Annotated in this window: 14 protein-coding genes and 1 pseudogene; 10 read left to right on the top strand and 5 right to left on the bottom strand. The window is 56.7% G+C overall.

Annotation, left to right across the window (positions count from 1 at the left end; genetic code table 11):
• Positions 1-178: 178 nt before the first annotated feature.
• A complete protein-coding gene (gene nudI / locus ACUTSU_RS06220; RefSeq protein WP_445649977.1) occupies positions 179-604 on the top strand; it encodes a nucleoside triphosphatase NudI in 426 nt (141 codons plus the stop codon).
• A 43-nt stretch (positions 605-647) separates the two neighbouring features.
• On the opposite strand, the gene ACUTSU_RS06215 is transcribed toward nudI, so the two are convergent.
• The gene (locus ACUTSU_RS06215) at positions 648-1,019 is read right to left on the bottom strand and encodes a cell envelope integrity TolA C-terminal domain-containing protein (protein ID WP_445649976.1); all 372 of its coding nucleotides are present in this window, start codon (positions 1,017-1,019) and stop codon (positions 648-650) included.
• 38 nt (positions 1,020-1,057) lie between these two features.
• The gene (locus tag ACUTSU_RS06210) at positions 1,058-1,966 is read right to left on the bottom strand and encodes a LysR family transcriptional regulator (protein WP_445649975.1); all 909 of its coding nucleotides are present in this window, start codon (positions 1,964-1,966) and stop codon (positions 1,058-1,060) included.
• 142 nt (positions 1,967-2,108) lie between these two features.
• Here ACUTSU_RS06210 and ACUTSU_RS06205 point away from each other — a divergent pair, with 142 nt between their 5' ends.
• From ACUTSU_RS06205 to ACUTSU_RS06195, 3 genes are read left to right on the top strand one after another with little or no spacing between them, the layout of a single operon-like run.
• On the top strand, positions 2,109-2,753 hold the full coding sequence (locus ACUTSU_RS06205; RefSeq protein WP_445649974.1) for a hydrolase: 645 nt from the start codon (positions 2,109-2,111) through the stop codon (positions 2,751-2,753).
• A gap of 46 nt (positions 2,754-2,799) precedes the next feature.
• Positions 2,800-3,345 (top strand): antibiotic biosynthesis monooxygenase, encoded by a 546-nt coding sequence (locus tag ACUTSU_RS06200; protein ID WP_135315703.1) that lies wholly within the window; start codon positions 2,800-2,802, stop codon positions 3,343-3,345.
• Positions 3,346-3,366: 21 nt separating this feature from the next.
• The gene (locus tag ACUTSU_RS06195) at positions 3,367-5,238 is read left to right on the top strand and encodes an amidohydrolase (protein WP_445653902.1); all 1,872 of its coding nucleotides are present in this window, start codon (positions 3,367-3,369) and stop codon (positions 5,236-5,238) included.
• Positions 5,239-5,325: 87 nt separating this feature from the next.
• Here the strand turns inward: ACUTSU_RS06195 and ACUTSU_RS06190 are convergent, their stop codons facing one another.
• Positions 5,326-6,456 (bottom strand): Gfo/Idh/MocA family protein, encoded by a 1,131-nt coding sequence (locus tag ACUTSU_RS06190; protein ID WP_153857522.1) that lies wholly within the window; start codon positions 6,454-6,456, stop codon positions 5,326-5,328.
• 343 nt (positions 6,457-6,799) lie between these two features.
• Between ACUTSU_RS06190 and ACUTSU_RS06185 the strand changes: the two are divergent.
• Positions 6,800-6,904, top strand: a pseudogene (locus ACUTSU_RS06185) (DUF523 domain-containing protein); the annotation flags it as partial.
• On the opposite strand, the gene ACUTSU_RS06180 reads toward ACUTSU_RS06185, so the two are convergent.
• Complete coding sequence (locus ACUTSU_RS06180) at positions 6,901-7,326, bottom strand: NUDIX hydrolase (protein ID WP_445649971.1); 426 nt, start codon at positions 7,324-7,326, stop codon at positions 6,901-6,903. The pseudogene ACUTSU_RS06185 and the gene ACUTSU_RS06180 sit on opposite strands and share 4 nt — an antisense overlap.
• 114 nt (positions 7,327-7,440) lie before the next feature.
• Here ACUTSU_RS06180 and ACUTSU_RS06175 point away from each other — a divergent pair, with 114 nt between their 5' ends.
• From ACUTSU_RS06175 to sseA, 4 genes are read left to right on the top strand one after another with little or no spacing between them, the layout of a single operon-like run.
• Complete coding sequence (locus ACUTSU_RS06175) at positions 7,441-8,643, top strand: SrfA family protein (protein WP_445653901.1); 1,203 nt, start codon at positions 7,441-7,443, stop codon at positions 8,641-8,643.
• Positions 8,643-11,588, top strand: a complete 2,946-nt coding sequence (locus tag ACUTSU_RS06170) for a virulence factor SrfB (protein WP_445649969.1) — start codon at positions 8,643-8,645, stop codon at positions 11,586-11,588. The genes ACUTSU_RS06175 and ACUTSU_RS06170 overlap by 1 nt, the downstream gene beginning before the upstream one ends.
• Complete coding sequence (locus ACUTSU_RS06165; RefSeq protein WP_445649968.1) at positions 11,585-13,804, top strand: virulence factor SrfC family protein; 2,220 nt, start codon at positions 11,585-11,587, stop codon at positions 13,802-13,804. The genes ACUTSU_RS06170 and ACUTSU_RS06165 overlap by 4 nt, the downstream gene beginning before the upstream one ends.
• 41 nt (positions 13,805-13,845) lie before the next feature.
• Positions 13,846-14,691, top strand: coding sequence for a 3-mercaptopyruvate sulfurtransferase (gene sseA, locus ACUTSU_RS06160; RefSeq protein WP_445653900.1), 846 nt, complete (start codon positions 13,846-13,848; stop codon positions 14,689-14,691).
• Here sseA and ACUTSU_RS06155 read toward each other — a convergent pair.
• Positions 14,688-15,557 (bottom strand): LysR substrate-binding domain-containing protein, encoded by an 870-nt coding sequence (locus tag ACUTSU_RS06155; RefSeq protein ID WP_445649966.1) that lies wholly within the window; start codon positions 15,555-15,557, stop codon positions 14,688-14,690. The two genes, sseA and ACUTSU_RS06155, sit on opposite strands and share 4 nt — an antisense overlap.
• Before the next feature lie 144 nt (positions 15,558-15,701).
• Between ACUTSU_RS06155 and ACUTSU_RS06150 the strand changes: the two genes are divergently transcribed.
• Complete coding sequence (locus tag ACUTSU_RS06150; RefSeq protein WP_445649965.1) at positions 15,702-16,214, top strand: GNAT family N-acetyltransferase; 513 nt, start codon at positions 15,702-15,704, stop codon at positions 16,212-16,214.
• Position 16,215 lies beyond the last annotated feature (1 nt).

Genomic DNA, 16,215 nt, shown 5'->3' with positions numbered 1-16,215 from the left:
AAGCGGCAAAGCAAATTTAAAAATCAGCTATTTGCATCATTGCTGTTGATGATAACCCGATCACGGATACCCCATCCAGTTCAACGGGATACTACCGTGGGTGGTATTGCGAGCATTCTGGCTTGATAACAGCTGTTATCTGATTAGCTAATAAGAACTTATGACATCAGGAGGTTACATGCGTCAAAGGATCATCGTCTGCCCGATTATTGAAAATAATGGCGAGTATTTACTGTGCAAAATGGCCGATGACCGCGGCGTTTTCCCCGGCCAATGGGCGCTATCCGGTGGAGGTATGGAACCCGGAGAGACGATTGAGGAAGCCCTTCGTCGTGAGATCAGGGAAGAACTGGGGGAAGCACTGGAAATTACCCAGATCACCCCCTGGACTTTCAGGGATGATGTTCGTACCAAGACTTATCCTGATGGGACAACAGAACAGATCTACATGCTGTATCTGATCTTCGATTGTGTCAGTGCCAATCGTCAGATCACTTTCAATGAAGAGTTTCAGGAAGTCGCCTGGCTCAGGCCCGACCGGATACCTGAACTCGAGCTCAATGAGGCCACTCGCATCACCTTTGTGCAGAAAGGTATTTTGTAACTGGTGCATGGCTTACCGCATCCGATGCGGTAAACCAACTACCTCAGGGAACAAAGTCCAGTACCACGCTGTGAAATAACGCGTACTCGGTCTCATTGGCCATGCTCGGCAGTTTGGCACGTTGTACCGCCTGGCTTGCCGCTGCACACAACTCGGTATCGCCCTCCAGCACCTTAAAGTCTTTCAAGGAGCCGTCCGGCAGCAGATGAATGCTGATCGAACAACTTTTGGACTTATATTTGCCGGGCAACTGCATTTCCTGCGTTATGGCCTGCCGCATTCTTTCCGGATAATTGCTGCGCTGGAGCTTCGTTGGCTGAACTGAAGTCGCCACGCTTTCCAACGCAGTGCGGTTTTCGCTGCCGGCGCTACAACCGGCCAGTAACATCACCCATAGCCACATCCCTGTTTTCATCTCTCTGCACCCTTGTATTATCACCCGAAGGTGTCAAATCAGTGTTCCGGGTAGACGCCCCCGGCATCGGCATATTGCTGTAACCGCTCACGCCACCATTTTGCCGCCAGGCCGCTGGCACTTTCTCGCCAGCCAAAATAAGCGACGTCGCTGCAGCGTTCTGATTCAATGCTTTTCGCCACCAGTTCGCCGCTTTTCAGGTAAGGTTCAGCCAAATAACGCGGCAAGTAACCACAACCCAGGCCGCTGAGCTGCGCCCGTAACTTGGCGTCGAAACCGAAGACCGTCAAGGTGTCTTGTTCCTCGAGGATGTTCAGGTTTTGCGGCGCATTCACCCGCGAGGTATCACGCACCACTACCGCCCGGTACTGGCGGATTTGGTCCTTTGGCAAGGGTTCCTCCAACACCGCCAGCGGGTGCTGCGGAGCCACGGCAAACACGTAATCCAACCTTCCCAATTTGCTAAAAGCATAGCCTACCTGCGACGGGGGCTCACAGATTGCACCGACAATAATATCCGCGCAGCCGTAAACCAGTGATTCCCATGATCCGGCCAGTACCTCATGACCAAAACGCAGGCGGGTATGGTGATGCTGTTGATAGAACTCCTCAATCAGTGGCAGCAAACGCTCAAACGGAAATGAAGCGTCAATGCCAAGCGTGATCTCGCTTTCCCAGCCATTTTCTACATAACGCGCCTGCTGCTCCAAATCTTGCGCCGCACGTAATATCGACCGGCCTTTTTCCAGCATCAGCTTGCCGGTGTCGGTAAATTTAGCCCGGTGGCCGGAGCGATCAAGCAACGTAATATCGAGGTCGTTCTCCAGTTTCTGCACCATATAGCTCAGTGCCGACGGCGTTTTGAACAGCACTGCCGCCGCGGCGGCAAAGGAACCATGCCGATCGAGCGCATCCAAAATCAGTAACGCTTCCAGGTTTAATCTCACTGCTACCCCTACGTGTATAAAAAAACTCAACAAGACGGCAAAAATTCTGCGCTATCTTTGAAATCTGCCCCTGCCTACTCTTTAATTAATCGAGATGACATTCATCATCTGTTAAACCGAAGTATCACTGGGAAGGTAAATCATGTCTAAATTTCAATTGCTTGATAAAGATAATTCCGCACTGATTTTCATCGACCACCAGCCGCAAATGTCTTTTGGCGTGGCTAATATTGATCGCCAGCTGCTGAAAAACAACGTGGTCGGTCTGGCCAAAGCCGGCAAGATTTTTAACGTCCCGACGATTTTTACCTCGGTGGAAACCGAAAGTTTCAGCGGCTATATCTGGCCAGAACTGTTGGCCGTACATCCTGAAATCACCCCGATTGAACGAACTTCGATGAACTCCTGGGAAGACGCCGCCTTCGTGAAGGCCGTGGAGGCTACCGGTCGCAAAAAGCTGGTGATTTCCGCCCTGTGGACCGAAGTGTGCCTGACCTTCCCGGCGCTGATGGCGCTTGAAGCCGGATACGAAGTTTATGTGGTCACCGATACTTCCGGCGGTACCTCGGTCGATGCGCATGAGCGTTCAATCGACCGTATGGTGCAGGCCGGTGCCATCCCGGTGACCTGGCAGCAGGTACTGTTGGAATACCAGCGTGACTGGGCACGTAAAGATACTTACGACGCGGTGATGACGCTGGTGCGCGAACACAGCGGCGCATACGGCATGGGCGTCGACTACGCTTACACCATGGTGCATCACGCTCCAGCACGCGTGGTGAAATAACCCTTCACCCCGGCCTCGCGCCGGGGTTTTTCTGGAGTGGAATACTATGGCCCATCCGCAGCATGTCACGTTAGTCATCACCCATCTTTTGGCTCCGGGACAGGAACAGGCCTATGAGGCCTGGCTAAAACGCATCATGCCCGAGGCTGCCAACTTTACCGGCCACCTCGGCGTTAACGTGATCCGTCCTACCGGCAACGAACAGGCCTATACCGTATTGGTGCGTTTTGACAACCTGGACAATCTCTATCTGTGGATTAACTCGCCGTTGCGCAAGCGCTACATCGAGGAGGTCTCACCGCTGCTGCTGGAGAGCGATCGCATTGAAATTCGGCCCGGTGCGGAATTCTGGTTCACGCCGCCAAGCCCCAACACCCGCCAGCCTGCCAAGTGGAAACAATTTTTGATCACCCTGCTGGTGATCTTCCCCTCCACCAATTTGGTGCCCTGGTTCTGGGGCAAACTGTTGCCGCAATTGAACGGCACCCTGACCGGCCATTTTCTTAATGACGCCACCGTAGTTGCCCTGGTGGTGTTTCTCTGGATGCCAATAGTGACCCGTGTATTTCATCAATGGCTTACCCGCCGTTAGGCGGCCTGCCGGGAGAACGTTATGAGTAACCATGCTTCCCTGATTATCACCAACGGTAAATTTCACACTGTCGATCGCCAGGCACCTACCGCCCAGGCCGTGGCGATCCGCGACGGCAAATTCCTCGCCGTCGGCAATGAAAACGAAGTCATGCAGCACGCAGGACCAGAAACGCAGGTGATCGACCTGCACGGCCACACCGCAGTACCCGGCCTCAATGACTCACACCTGCACCTGATCCGCGGCGGCCTGAACTATAACCTTGAGCTGCGCTGGGAAGGGGTACCTTCTCTGGCCGATGCGTTACGCATGTTGAAGGAACAGGCGCTGCGTACCCCCAGCCCACAGTGGGTACGAGTGGTTGGTGGCTGGACCGAGTTTCAGTTTGCCGAACGCCGTATGCCGACGCTGGATGAAATCAATCAGGCAGCACCGGACACCCCGGTATTTATCCTGCATCTGTATGACCGCGCTCTACTCAACCGCGCAGCGCTGAAAGTGGTGGGCTACACCAAAGACACGCCGAACCCGCCTGGGGGCGAAATTCAGCGTGACGCCAACGGCAACCCGACCGGTATGCTGATTGCCAAACCCAATGCGATGATCCTGTATGCCACTCTGGCAAAAGGGCCAAAACTGCCGCTGGAACAACAGGTCAATTCGACCCGCCAGTTTATGCGCGAGTTGAATCGCCTTGGCCTGACCAGCGCCATCGACGCCGGGGGTGGTTTCCAGAACTACCCGGAGGACTATCAGGTGATCGCCGAGCTGCACGAGAAGAAGCAGTTGACCCTGCGGATTGCCTACAACCTGTTCACCCAGCGCCCCAAACAGGAACTGGAGGATTTCAAGCTGTGGACCGACATGCTGCAACCGGGTCAGGGTACCGATTTTTACCGCCATAACGGCGCCGGTGAGATGCTGGTATTCTCCGCCGCCGACTTCGAGGATTTCCTGCAGCCACGTCCGGATCTGCCGGAAGGTACCGAAGACGAACTTGAGCGCGTGGTACGCCATTTGGTCGAACACCGCTGGCCATTCCGCCTGCATGCCACCTATGACGAATCCATCAGCCGCATGCTGAATGTTTTCGAAAAGGTGAACCGCGAAATTCCTTTCAACGGTTTGCACTGGATTTTCGATCACGCCGAGACCATCTCGGATCGCAATATCGAGCGGGTGAAAGCACTGGGCGGCGGCATTGCGGTACAGCACCGCATGGCATTCCAGGGCGAGTACTTCGCCGAACGCTACGGTAAAGAAGCCACCAAACAGACACCGCCCGTGGCCAAAATGTTGGCGGCCGAACTGCCGGTTGGGCTGGGCACCGACGCCACCCGCGTGGCCAGTTATAACCCGTGGACCGCGCTGTACTGGCTGGTTTCCGGCCGCACCGTCGGCGGCATGGCAATGTACGACGATAACGCGCGGCTGGATCGTGAAACGGCGCTGATGCTGTGGACCCAGGGCAGCGCCTGGTTCTCTACCGAGCAGGGCAAAAAAGGTCAGATTAAGGTCGGGCAGTTGGCAGATCTGGCGGTGCTGTCGCAGGACTATTTCAGCGTACCGGAGGAGCAAATCAAAGGGATTGAATCGGTAATGACGGTGGTGGACGGCAAAGTGGTTTATGCCGCCGGTAGCTTCTCACCGTTGGCACCACCGGCAATACCGGTGCTGCCGGACTGGTCGCCGGTCACTCAGGTGCCGGGGCATTATCGCTCTGCACCACCTGTCGCCACGACCCGTAGTGGGGTATTAAGCCAGGCGCACCAGTGCTGCGGCCCGTGCGGTGTGCATGCGCATCAACATGATGTCGCTCGTCGCTCCAGCATTCCCGTCTCGGATGAGAATGCCTTCTGGGGTGCGTTCGGCTGCTCGTGCTTTGCCTTTTAAGTTATTAAGTAACGAGTTTAATAACTTAATAACTTAACCACCTGGCAACTTATGGCGCTCTTAATTTACGAGCGCCATAAGCCATTCTCAGTCGCGGTTGATCTCCAGCCAGCGGCGCTGTTCGGCGGAAGCGGCGATCGCATCCAGCACACAAGAGACTTTCCAGCCTTCTTCAAAGTCCGGCCACATAGGGTCACCGGCGGCAATACCGTTGACCAGATCGCGGATCTCTACCGTTTTCTGATCGTTAAAGCCAATGCCATGCCCGGCGCTAATGCAAAAAGCGGCGTAATCCGGATGCTTTGGCCCCACCAGCAAGGTTTTAAAGCCCTGACGCTCCGCCGGTTCATCATGACGATACAGCTTCAGTTCCGCCATCCGCTCTTGGGTGTAACTCAGCGTGCCCTTGGTACCGGTGACCACATAGGTCAGCCCCATTTTGCGCCCGCAGGCAATACGTGAGGTTTCAATGGTGCCCATCGCCCCGCCAGCAAAGCGTACCAGCGCACTGGCCTGATCTTCATTTTCCACCTGATGCATCAGCGTAGGGTCTTTCGCATCCGGACGCTGTTTAATGATGGTCTGCATATCGCCGGAGACGGCGACAATGTCCCCCACCAGATAGTGCGCCATATTCACGATATGCGCCGCCAGGTCGCCCAGCGCCCCTAACCCGGCCGTGGCCTTGCGGCAGTGCCAGTCGATCGGCGTGCGCGGATCGGCGAGATAATCTTCGTTGTGGGTACCGTAGAAATGCACCACTTCACCTATCTCGCCATTGGCAATAATTTCACGCGCCAACTGGCTGGTCGGGTTCTTCATATAGTTGAAACCCACGAGCGTTTTGACCCCTTTAGCCCGCGCGGCCTGTACCATTTCGGCGGCGTCTTTGGCGTCCAGCGCCAGCGGTTTTTCAGAATAAACATGCTTGCCGTGACGGATCGCCTCCAGCGCCATTTCTTTATGCAGGAAGTTGGGCGCGCAGATATCCACTACATCTATCGACGGATCGGCCACCAGTTGCCGCCAGTCACCGGTGGAGCGCGAGAAACCAAATTCTGCAGCGCGCTGTTGTGCCAGCTCTGGCGTCACCTCCGCCAGCATTTCCAGCACCAATTCTCCCTTCAATGGGAATACCGTGGCAGCCTGCGCATAAGCAATAGCGTGGCAGCGCCCAATGTAGCCAGTGCCAATTAACCCAACGCGTACCTGTTTCATTACTTTCTCCCGTTACCGATCCCATAACCTGCCAGTGCGCACAATGAAACACACCATCTGATAAACTTTTATATGGAATATAAATTTCAATAACAAGTGAGAGATAAAATAAAGGTGATATTCGTGATGCCGTTCATAAATCCTTGCAGGCTCAAATGAAACGACATAAAACCGGGCAAGCAGAAACCAGTCCGGCGAGTATAAATGAACTTTTTATTCTAAAAAAACACCCTCCGTGTTTAACCTCGCCAGAAAGGCTTGCGCCCTTCCCGTCGCGCGTCATGCCAATATCCGCCAACTGCGCATCGTCTGCCGACAATAGACAAGAGGGATTGAAGTCAGCAGCGGCGTCACCGCCGAACTGCTGCGCCAGAATGGTATTGAGGTGTTTTCCCACCGTCAGATCGACGTGCTGATCGCCCGGATTGAAGCCGTGGAACAAGCCTAGCGCTGCAGGTGCTGCGCCAACCGTTGCTGCAGGTGCGAGATGCCCTGTGGATGTGCAATAAAGTTGTTAATGGCCATCATCTGCCAGCGCTGCCCTTCATCGCCAAAGCGAATGGCGGCTATCTGCTTCGGCGTAATGTGACCCAGCATAAACCAGGTCGGCGGGTAGCCCAAGGAGATCCCTTCGTAACGCTGGCGTAAACTCACCTGCTGTGCGTCAATCTGCAAACCGAACTCTTCCAGCGTTTCCCGCTGCACGCACTGTAGCGGTGTCTCATCCCCTTCCCGCCCGCCCCCCGGCAAATCCCAACAGCCGGGCCAGGGAATATCCACCTTGTCATCACGCTGGTAGGTCAGCAAGTGGTCACCGCACAACAACGCGATTTTCGCGCCACCAAAGTATGAGTCATCAATCTGTGACATTTTGAACCTCTTAAAGAACGGCATTTTACCCCTGTCCTTACCCGTTTGACCGTTCAGGTCACGGGTTACTATGGCCGATTATTTGTTTAGCCGAACAGGACAAGGTTTTTTGCCGTGGTGAAACCCTTTTTACGCAGTGGCAGTTTAGATGATGTGCTTGCATTGGGCGAAAATGGGCAACCAATTTACGCCTGCGCACTGCAATTGCGAGAAACATTGCGCATTCGCCAACAGCAACCGGCCGCAGACTGCCTGGCTGTCCCGCAGCCGAATGAAACGGGTACCCGCATTGACTGGTATTCCCCTTTCCCAGGGAAAGTGACTTCCTGGCTGGCAGCGAGTGATGCCCAACGCGCGCAGGCCGTACAGTTGCTGGAACAAAGCCTGGCGACATTCCGCACTCTGGTCGCTCAGACACAGACTAACCCACACCCCAGCCATCGTCTGTTTGGCGCATTGCTGTCTAAGGCCATGCAAATCCCTGACCCCAATCATGTTTATCTGGTCGATGGCAAACCGGTATTGACCTTCTGGGGCTTTATCAAACCAGCCGCTCAGTGCCAGGACGACCCGCTGGCGTGCCTGCGTCCGACCGAAGAAGAAACACCGACGTCTATCGCCGCAGCACCTCGCCCGGTGGTCATTCCCGCCGCCAAACCCGCACCAGAACCGGTGGTTACGCCGCCTGTTGCAACTACGCCGGTGCAAGCACGTCGCCAATGGCGCCGTTATAGCTGGATGTTACCTGTGATGATGCTGATTGCCCTGCTGGTTGGCTGGCTGAACCGCCCAAACGCCCCACTTGCAGAGCCTGCTGTCGCACCGGCACCGTCGCACCACGCTGCCGCCCCCGCATTCAAACTGCAACTGCCGTTAGCACCGGCGACGTTAATGCCACCCGCACCGCTCCCCGTTGCCATGCCGCCGGCGGACAAGCATGCGCTGGTGTTGCCCGCCGATTCGGTCAGAGCCGGTTCAGTCCGTTTTCTGAACGGTAAATGGCGAGCCACTGTGGCACTGAAAGATCTGCCTACCGGTAAACGTCCCAGCCTGCAATACCGCATCAGGGAAGGGAAAGGCACTGCAAGCATTACTTACGGTGATGCCATCACCTGCCGGGTGCCGATTGAGGCCGGGCTGATGCAGTCCGGTAATCTGGTGATTAACAGCCGCACCAAAGCACGCTGTAGCGACGGCAGCCGCTACCAAATGCCGGAAATTACCTGTACGCAAAATGAAACCGGCCCGGCAGCCTGCGTCGGCCGCTACGATAAAGATACCCTCTATCCCATGATGTTAAAGCGCGAGAGTAAATAATGCTGGCCCCTCTAACCGACTACCCACGCAGCATGACGCTGGTTCAGGATAGTGGCATTCAATTTTTGGACTTTGCCCTGACGCCGGTTTTGGATGATGAGTTTCCGGGCAAGTTTGTCCGCCAGACCGCCAGTGGCCCGCTACTGCGCCTGCAATGGGATGCCGACAGTGGCAAATACCTGTTGCCCGCCCAACCGGGGCAGAGCGCTGAAGTGGTTCGCCCGGAGTTCAGCCATTCCCTGCAACAATCGCTGCAACTGCTGAATAAAACTTGGTTACCGCTGCCTTTCTTTCGTTGTACTTCCTCAGGGGTGTTTTTGTCCGGGCCGGATAACTGGGCACGCATGCAGACGCTGTTGCTCGATAGCCCCGACCAGGACGGCAACCTGCTACGGGTGGTCCTGGCCTTTGATACCCGGCTCGCCGCCGCAGGCCAGGAGGCACTCGCCCCCAGCGAAAGTGATATCAACACCGGGATCAGCTTCTCGCTGGGCCACCAAAACCATGAGCTGGGTGAGTTTCTTGACCTGACTTGGGTAGACAGTTGGCTGCGCGAAGTCTTTAGCCAATCCGCGAGCAGCCAGGAACTACGTAGCGAATCAGAAATAAACGCCGGGCTGAAAACCTTCGAATATCAGGCGCACTACCTCAATCTGTTGAACCTGCTTGGCAGCCAATTAACACTGCCGCAGATAAAAATCATCAGGGAGACGCCACAACAGCCCACGATCAACGTAGATCTGATTTTGGATGTCGGCAATTCGCACACCTGTGGGGTGCTGGTCGAAGATCATCCGCAAGAAAATAATGGCCTGAAACAGACCAATGAACTGCAGCTACGTTCTCTGTCTGCACCACATTGCGTTTACAACGAGTTGTTTGAAAGCCGGGTGGAGTTTGCCCAGGCAACATTTGGCAAACCCCACCTTTCATACCAAAGCGGGCGCGATGATGCCTTTGTCTGGCCTTCCATCCTCCGTGTGGGCCGGGAAGCCGCGCAACTGGCCCTGCAGCGTGAAGGTACCGAAGGCACCACCGGCATTTCCAGCCCACGCCGTTACCTGTGGGACGAAGAACGTTATGCGCCCGGTTGGCGTTTTAACCGCCAACAAGAACCGATGGCTGCCGCCGCGCCGTTAAGCTCACTGATCAACGACGAGGGTGTCCCACTCTCTGCGCTGCCGGTAGATGAGCGGTTGCCGGTTTTTGCCGCCCACTATAGCCGCAGCGCGGTCATGGCGCTGATGCTGACCGAGCTGCTGGCGCAGGCACTGATGCAAATCAACAGCGCCGCCCAACGCATCAAAATGCTGAACACCGCTGCGCCACGGCGTCTGCGTACCATCATCCTGACATTGCCCTCGGCGATGCCCAAGCCGGAGCGTGAAATTTTCCGCCGCCGCATGCAGGAGGCGATTGGCCTGCTATGGAAAGCCATGGGTTGGCACCCGCTGGATGCCCCGTTCAGCGCTGAGCAAGCCCGTATGCCGGTACCTCTGGTGCATATGGAATGGGACGAAGCCACCTGCGGCCAAATGGTTTATCTGTATAACGAAACCCAGGTCAATTTTGCCGGCCGCACCGACGCATTTTTCGCCGCCATGGCCCGGCCGGACCGACCGCCAGTGCCGGGAGAACAACCGGGAAAATCACTGCGTATCGCCTCTATCGATATCGGCGGCGGCACTACCGATCTGGCGATTACCCAATACCGGCTGGATGATGGCGTGGGCAACAACATCAAAATCAATCCGCGTCTGTTGTTCCGTGAAGGATTCAAGCTCGCCGGCGACGACATTTTGCTGGATGTGATTGGGCAATTTATCTTGCCCGCCGTACAGCAGGCGTTTGAACAAGCTGGGGTCAGCGCCGCAGCGGCGACCATGGACAAGCTGTTTGGCAACCAGGGGCGTATGGATGGGTTTTCCACCCTGCGCCAGCAGGCCACGCTGCAGATTTTCATACCCGTCGGGCGCGCGCTGCTCAGTGTCTATGAGGATTATGATCCGCTGGACAGCCACGCGGAAATCGCCGCCACGCTGGGTGAACTGTTGCCACAGATGCCGACTCTGCAAGTGCTGGCATTTATCAACGACGAGGTTCAGCGTGAATCCGGCAACGCCGCCTTCGATATTCTGCAGACCCCGCTGGTCATCCGGCTGGGTGCCGTGCATGCCGCTTTCCTGTCTGACCGGATCGGCATCAGCCACTGCCTGCGCCTGTTGTGCGAGGTTGTGGCGTTGTATCACTGCGATGTGCTGTTGCTCACCGGCCGCCCGGCGTGTTTCCCCGGCGTTCAGGCGCTGTTGCGCCATCTTCAACCCTTGCCCGCCAGCCGAATTTTGCCGCTTGAGGGTTATCACACTCGCAGTTGGTACCCGTTTAACCAAGGCGGGCGCATCGATAATCCCAAATCAACTGCCGCCGTGGGCGCCATGCTGTGCCTGTTGGCTATCGACCTACGGCTGAAGAGTTTTTACTTTAACGTCGGCGACTTCCAACCCTATTCCACGATTCGTCATCTGGGCATGCTGGACAGCAATAACATGCTGGCAGACGATAATGTCTATTATCGCGATATCGATCTGGACTGCGCAGACTTTGCGCTAGATCCCGACAGCTATTTCCAGCTACGTGGCCCGCTGCGTCTGGGATTCCGTCAGTTGGATAACCCGCGCTGGCCGGCATCGCCGCTCTACACGCTGACCATTACTGATGCCGCTCTGGCGCGCAAACTGGCAGGCGATGCGGTCATCAGCCTGCGTTTGGCCATCACCGGCAATGATGGGCAGGGAGCCGAAGGCGTCAGCATTGCCGAAGCCCGACTGGCCGACGGCACGCCGGTGCCCGCAGACAGCCTGCAACTAAAACTCAATACCCTGGCGGCCAGCGCCTCTGGCGCAACCCATTATTGGATTGACAGCGGGAGCATTTATCAGCCATGAAACCTATCACCTCCGGCCGACCCGAGCCGATAAACAGCATTGCACAGGCGATTGACTGGGTGGCGGCTACCCGGCAGCAGTCCACCCGGCTGAACCGGGAGGCCGATAACCTGACTGTCCGTCTGCGCCGCAGCTACAACCGGGCCAGACAGTTGGACAGCGCCATGCATCAGCCCCTGGCCATCGGCCTCTATGGTCATAACGCCGCGGCCAAGGCCCACTTGTTGGCTGCACTGGCTCCCGGTGCCAGGCTATTGACCGAAGATGCCACGCTGGCGATACGCTACCGCTGTGGTGACACCCAAAATCCGCCGTCTTACCCTGTTGCCGTTTCCCTGTTGGATGAGGCGCAGTTGGTGGCCATGTTGATCGGCAGCGCATTGATGGGCGGTTTTCGACCGGATTGGGATGCCCGTGCCATGGCCGCACATTTGCAGGCACTGGAGCGTCTCCGCCAGCCGATGGCTATCGGCGGGCTGGACAGCAACGCCATGGTATTGCTGTGGGACAACCTTCGTCATCAGGGCGGCAAATGGCAAACACCGCTGGCGAGACACTTCTGGCCACATGCCATCTCATTGGCACCCTATTTGAGTGTTGACGACCGCGCCGGGCTGTTCGCACCGCTTTGGGGCGAGGACCCGGCATTGACAAGTTGTTATCGCCAGTTGGCGCATACCCTGCACACCCTGGACCACTGCGAGCACCTGTATGCTCCCCGCCAGATATTGAGCCAGGATGAGGGGATTTTGCATGCCCAGATAATCCATGCATCGACCGGAGAAAAACTGGCCGTGCTGACAGAAAATGGCGTCGAAGTTGGGATCGCGCTGGCTGACCTGGCGTGGTTGGCGGCCTCGGTCACTACAACCTTGCCCGCAAGGGGAAACGTCGGGTTACCGAACAACATCGAGCTGCTAGACCTGCCGGCCGGCGGCCCATGCCCGGGTGCTGGGCTGATACAACGCATGCAGCAGGCAAAACGCGCCAACCTGCTGACTCTCGCTGCCGATGGCCTGCACGCCAGTCTGCTGCTAATAAGCGATGCGGCCCTTACGCCACAAGATGCCAGCCGTACGGGCAATGCGCTGGCCTACTGGGTCAGACAAACCCAGGGGGAAACCCTGGAACTACGCAGCCGCCGCAAACCGGGTTTAATTTGGGCAGTCACCGCGTTCGACTCACGTCAGGAAGGGAAACCGCGCCCCGACGACGCCGTTCAACGCTATGTCGGTGAACCGGGCGAAAGTTGGGCCACCCTGCTGGCGATGGATGAAAGCGACTGCCAGCGCATGGTGACCTGGCTGGCGGCACAGGCGCATCCGACCTTGAAACAGGAACGCATTCTTGAACAACAGCAGGAACTGCAACGCGAGCTGACGGAAAGCCTGCTCGGCAACTGGCTGCACGCAACGGATACGCCGTTAACACAGCAGCGCGCCCAGCAGCTACTGCGCAAATTACAGGCACAGGCAGGAATACACGGCGAACTACTCGAGTGGCTACTGCCGCAGTACGATACCCTGCGCCAACTGTATAGCCAGCAACAGCATAACTTGCCCGCACCGGTGGCCGCGACCCCAGCGTTTGATGTTGAGATCGATCTGTTTGGCGAGGGAGATATCACCTGTATGGCACCCATCGGGCAAGACAGTGATTCGTTTGCCCAGCGGGTGTTTGCCGATTGGATAAACCATCTGCGCAGCCTGCCGGACAATAGACAACTGCTGGCATTGCTGGGCGTCGGCAAGCAGCATCTGGAGATGCTGGTCGACGCGTTAATCACCGCCGCCTGCCGATTGGAAATTGCCGAATCACTGGAGCGCGCATTGTCTGCCGGGACGCTGCCTGAGCAAGCTGAGGACAGACAGGTCAGCCAAGCGTTAGCGATCTTGGGTGATTTCGTCACCTGGCTGGGCTTCCAGCAGCGCGAGGCGAGACTACGCCCCGTCAGCCGAATCAATCACGGCCAACCCATCTTTACCCCTCCACCGCAGCCCGCCGTGGACTGGAGTAGCCAACAACGGTTAACCAAACTGGCCCCCACCCCAGCGAGAAACACCGCGTTTTATGTCTACGACTGGTTGGTTGGCCTGCAGGCGCTGTTGGCAGAGAATATGGCAACAGCGGCGGAAGGCACAATCGATGAAGCTGCCCATCGAGCTTTGGCCGCCATTGTCGCCCCACTGAACGCCGAGGCAACGCCAATTATTTAAGGTATAGTGAAAAACCGTTTTCACCACAGGCGAACAAAACGATGAACTCTCCGTTTCTGGTTACTCCGCAATGGCTTGCGCAGCATATCAACGATGAAAACCTGGTAGTGGTTGATGTCAGGATGTCCCCAGTCGGCCTGGTGCCGAAAAAAGACATGCTCGCCGAATTTGCACGCGGCCATATCCCCGGCGCGGTATATTTTGACATCGATGACGTCGCGGATAAAAACACCACATTGCCGCATATGCTGCCAACGGCAGAGGAATTCAGCGCGGCGGTGGGAAAATTGGGTATCAGCGAACAACAGACCATCGTGTTTTATGACGAAGGCAATCAGTTCTCGGCCCCGCGCGGTTGGTGGACCTTCCGCAACTTTGGCGCTCAGCAGGTTTATGTGCTGGACGAAGGCCTGAACGGCTGGACAGCACTGGGCCAACCGCTGGCTACCGGTGCGGCTCAGCCTAGGCCGCAAACCTTCAACGCCCGCTTTAATGCGGGCGCGGTAGTCAATATGCAGCAGGTGGAACAGGCGCTAAGCAGCGAAGTGCAAATCCTGGACGCGCGCGCTGCACCGCGTTTTTACGCCGAAGCCCCTGAGCCGCGCCCCGGTCTGCACCGCGGTCATATTCCCGGCAGCATCAATATTCCTTACGGCGAACTGCTGGAAAACGGCCGTTTCAAATCGCTGGAAGCACTGAAGCAAACCTTCGCCGACAAGGGCGTGAGTCTCGACGGGCCGATAATCACTAGCTGCGGCTCCGGCGTAACGGCAGCAGTGCTGGCTTTCGGCCTGCTGTCACTCGGCGCACCCCAGGTAAAACTGTATGACGGTGCCTGGAGCGAATGGGGAGCATTAAGCGGCAAACAGCCGATCGAGCAGGACTAGCTGTTGATCCTATCGGCGACGATCTGCGCCAAACGCTGGATCGCCGCTGACGGGTTTTCTTCGGCACGGTGCAGCACCACGCCTAGTTGATTTAGCGGCGGCAACACGTCAGGTGGCAAAGGGGACAGTCCCGCTGGCAGCCCGGCGTCGGTGCGCACCGTCACCCCTAATCCGGCGCTGACCGCGGCCCATACGCCGTTCAGGCTGCGACTGGTAAAGGCAATACGCCAGGATATACCGGCACGATCCAGCGCCTGAGTCGCGGCACTGCGCATCAGACAAGGAGCGTCAAACATCACCAGTGGCAGCGGCTCATCTCCCTGGCTCCATGGCACGAGTTCAAAATGGGGTGAGGCGATCCAGCGCATCTGCCGCTGACCCAATGTCTGATAAAACGGCGTGCTGATACCGCCGTCCCACGCCAGTGACAAATCCAGTTGCCCTTTCAACACCCATTCGAGCAGTTCGGTATTGCGGGCGATACGTGCTTCGATACGCACTCGCGGATGCGCTCGGGCAAAACTGCCCAAGACCTGCGGTAAAAAGGTTTCCCCGAAGTCTTCCTGCAAACCCAGCCTGACAGTGCCGTGCAGGTCCAGCCCGCGCACCGCAACGGCAGCCTCATCATTGAGCTCCAGCAAACGGCGAGCATAGCCCAGCAGTGTTTCGCCGGCCTCGGTCATTACCATACCGCGTCCGGACTTACGCAGGATCGGGCTGCCAACCTGCTGCTCCAGCTTTTTCAGATGCGCGCTGACCGCCGAGGTAGATCGCCCCAGCCGTTCCGCTGCTTTTGCAAAACTGCCCAGCTCAAGACCTGTCACGTAGCTGCGCAAATCGTCGAGATCAAAAGTGACTCGCCCCATACCAAGCATCCCGTTTTAAGAACCATCAGTCAAAATAATACCGATATTACTAACAAAGATGGTGTGTCATGCTCAGCCGGTCAATAACTTTCAGGTGCATTGCTCTGCTTGCCCGCCGTTTCTCATTTATTACAAGAGGTCCTTATGTTCACCATCCGCCAGGCTTTGAGCGGTGATTTAGCGCAGGTTCGTGATGTGGGTATGCGCACCTACCAGGCCCATTTTGGCAAACTTTGGCACCATAAAGAGGAGTTGGACGCTTTTCTGGCGCAAGACTTTGCTGTTGAAGCTCTGCAGAAGACGCTGCAGGATAGGGATGTTTGCTGGCTGTTGGGGTATGAAAACGACAACCTGGTGGGTTATGCGCGGGTGAATTTCAATAGCCTTCTGGCACCCACTGAACAGGTCGGTGCAGAGCTGCAGAAAATCTATTTCCTGCCGGAATATGCCGGCCAGGGTTACGGCCAGCAATTTTTTGACCAGATACAGCTTCGGGCGGGCGAACGTGAACAACCCATGCTGTGGCTGGAAGTGTTGCAGCGCAATACCAGCGCCCAGCGTTTTTACCAACGCCAGGGGCTGAGTATTTGCGGTGAAACCTGCTACACCAGCGCCCAGGGGTCCATCGGTCTCTGGTATATGTCTAAGCCGCTGTAAC

It is taken from the genome of Serratia sp. NA_13, from assembly GCF_052691735.1.
The sequence above is the reverse complement of the archived record's forward strand: the minus strand, read 5'-3'. Positions and strand labels throughout refer to the sequence as shown.

Coding starts and splice junctions, on each gene's coding strand:
- ACUTSU_RS06190 (WP_153857522.1), bottom strand. CDS start 6,456: ATGAAACAGGTACGCGTTGGGTTAATTGGCACTGGCTACATTGGGCGC.
- ACUTSU_RS06150 (WP_445649965.1), top strand. CDS start 15,702: ATGTTCACCATCCGCCAGGCTTTGAGCGGTGATTTAGCGCAGGTTCGT.
- ACUTSU_RS06155 (WP_445649966.1), bottom strand. CDS start 15,557: ATGGGGCGAGTCACTTTTGATCTCGACGATTTGCGCAGCTACGTGACA.
- sseA (WP_445653900.1), top strand. CDS start 13,846: ATGAACTCTCCGTTTCTGGTTACTCCGCAATGGCTTGCGCAGCATATC.
- ACUTSU_RS06165 (WP_445649968.1), top strand. CDS start 11,585: ATGAAACCTATCACCTCCGGCCGACCCGAGCCGATAAACAGCATTGCA.
- ACUTSU_RS06200 (WP_135315703.1), top strand. CDS start 2,800: ATGGCCCATCCGCAGCATGTCACGTTAGTCATCACCCATCTTTTGGCT.
- ACUTSU_RS06170 (WP_445649969.1), top strand. CDS start 8,643: ATGCTGGCCCCTCTAACCGACTACCCACGCAGCATGACGCTGGTTCAG.
- ACUTSU_RS06205 (WP_445649974.1), top strand. CDS start 2,109: ATGTCTAAATTTCAATTGCTTGATAAAGATAATTCCGCACTGATTTTC.
- ACUTSU_RS06180 (WP_445649971.1), bottom strand. CDS start 7,326: ATGTCACAGATTGATGACTCATACTTTGGTGGCGCGAAAATCGCGTTG.
- ACUTSU_RS06215 (WP_445649976.1), bottom strand. CDS start 1,019: ATGAAAACAGGGATGTGGCTATGGGTGATGTTACTGGCCGGTTGTAGC.
- ACUTSU_RS06195 (WP_445653902.1), top strand. CDS start 3,367: ATGAGTAACCATGCTTCCCTGATTATCACCAACGGTAAATTTCACACT.
- nudI (WP_445649977.1), top strand. CDS start 179: ATGCGTCAAAGGATCATCGTCTGCCCGATTATTGAAAATAATGGCGAG.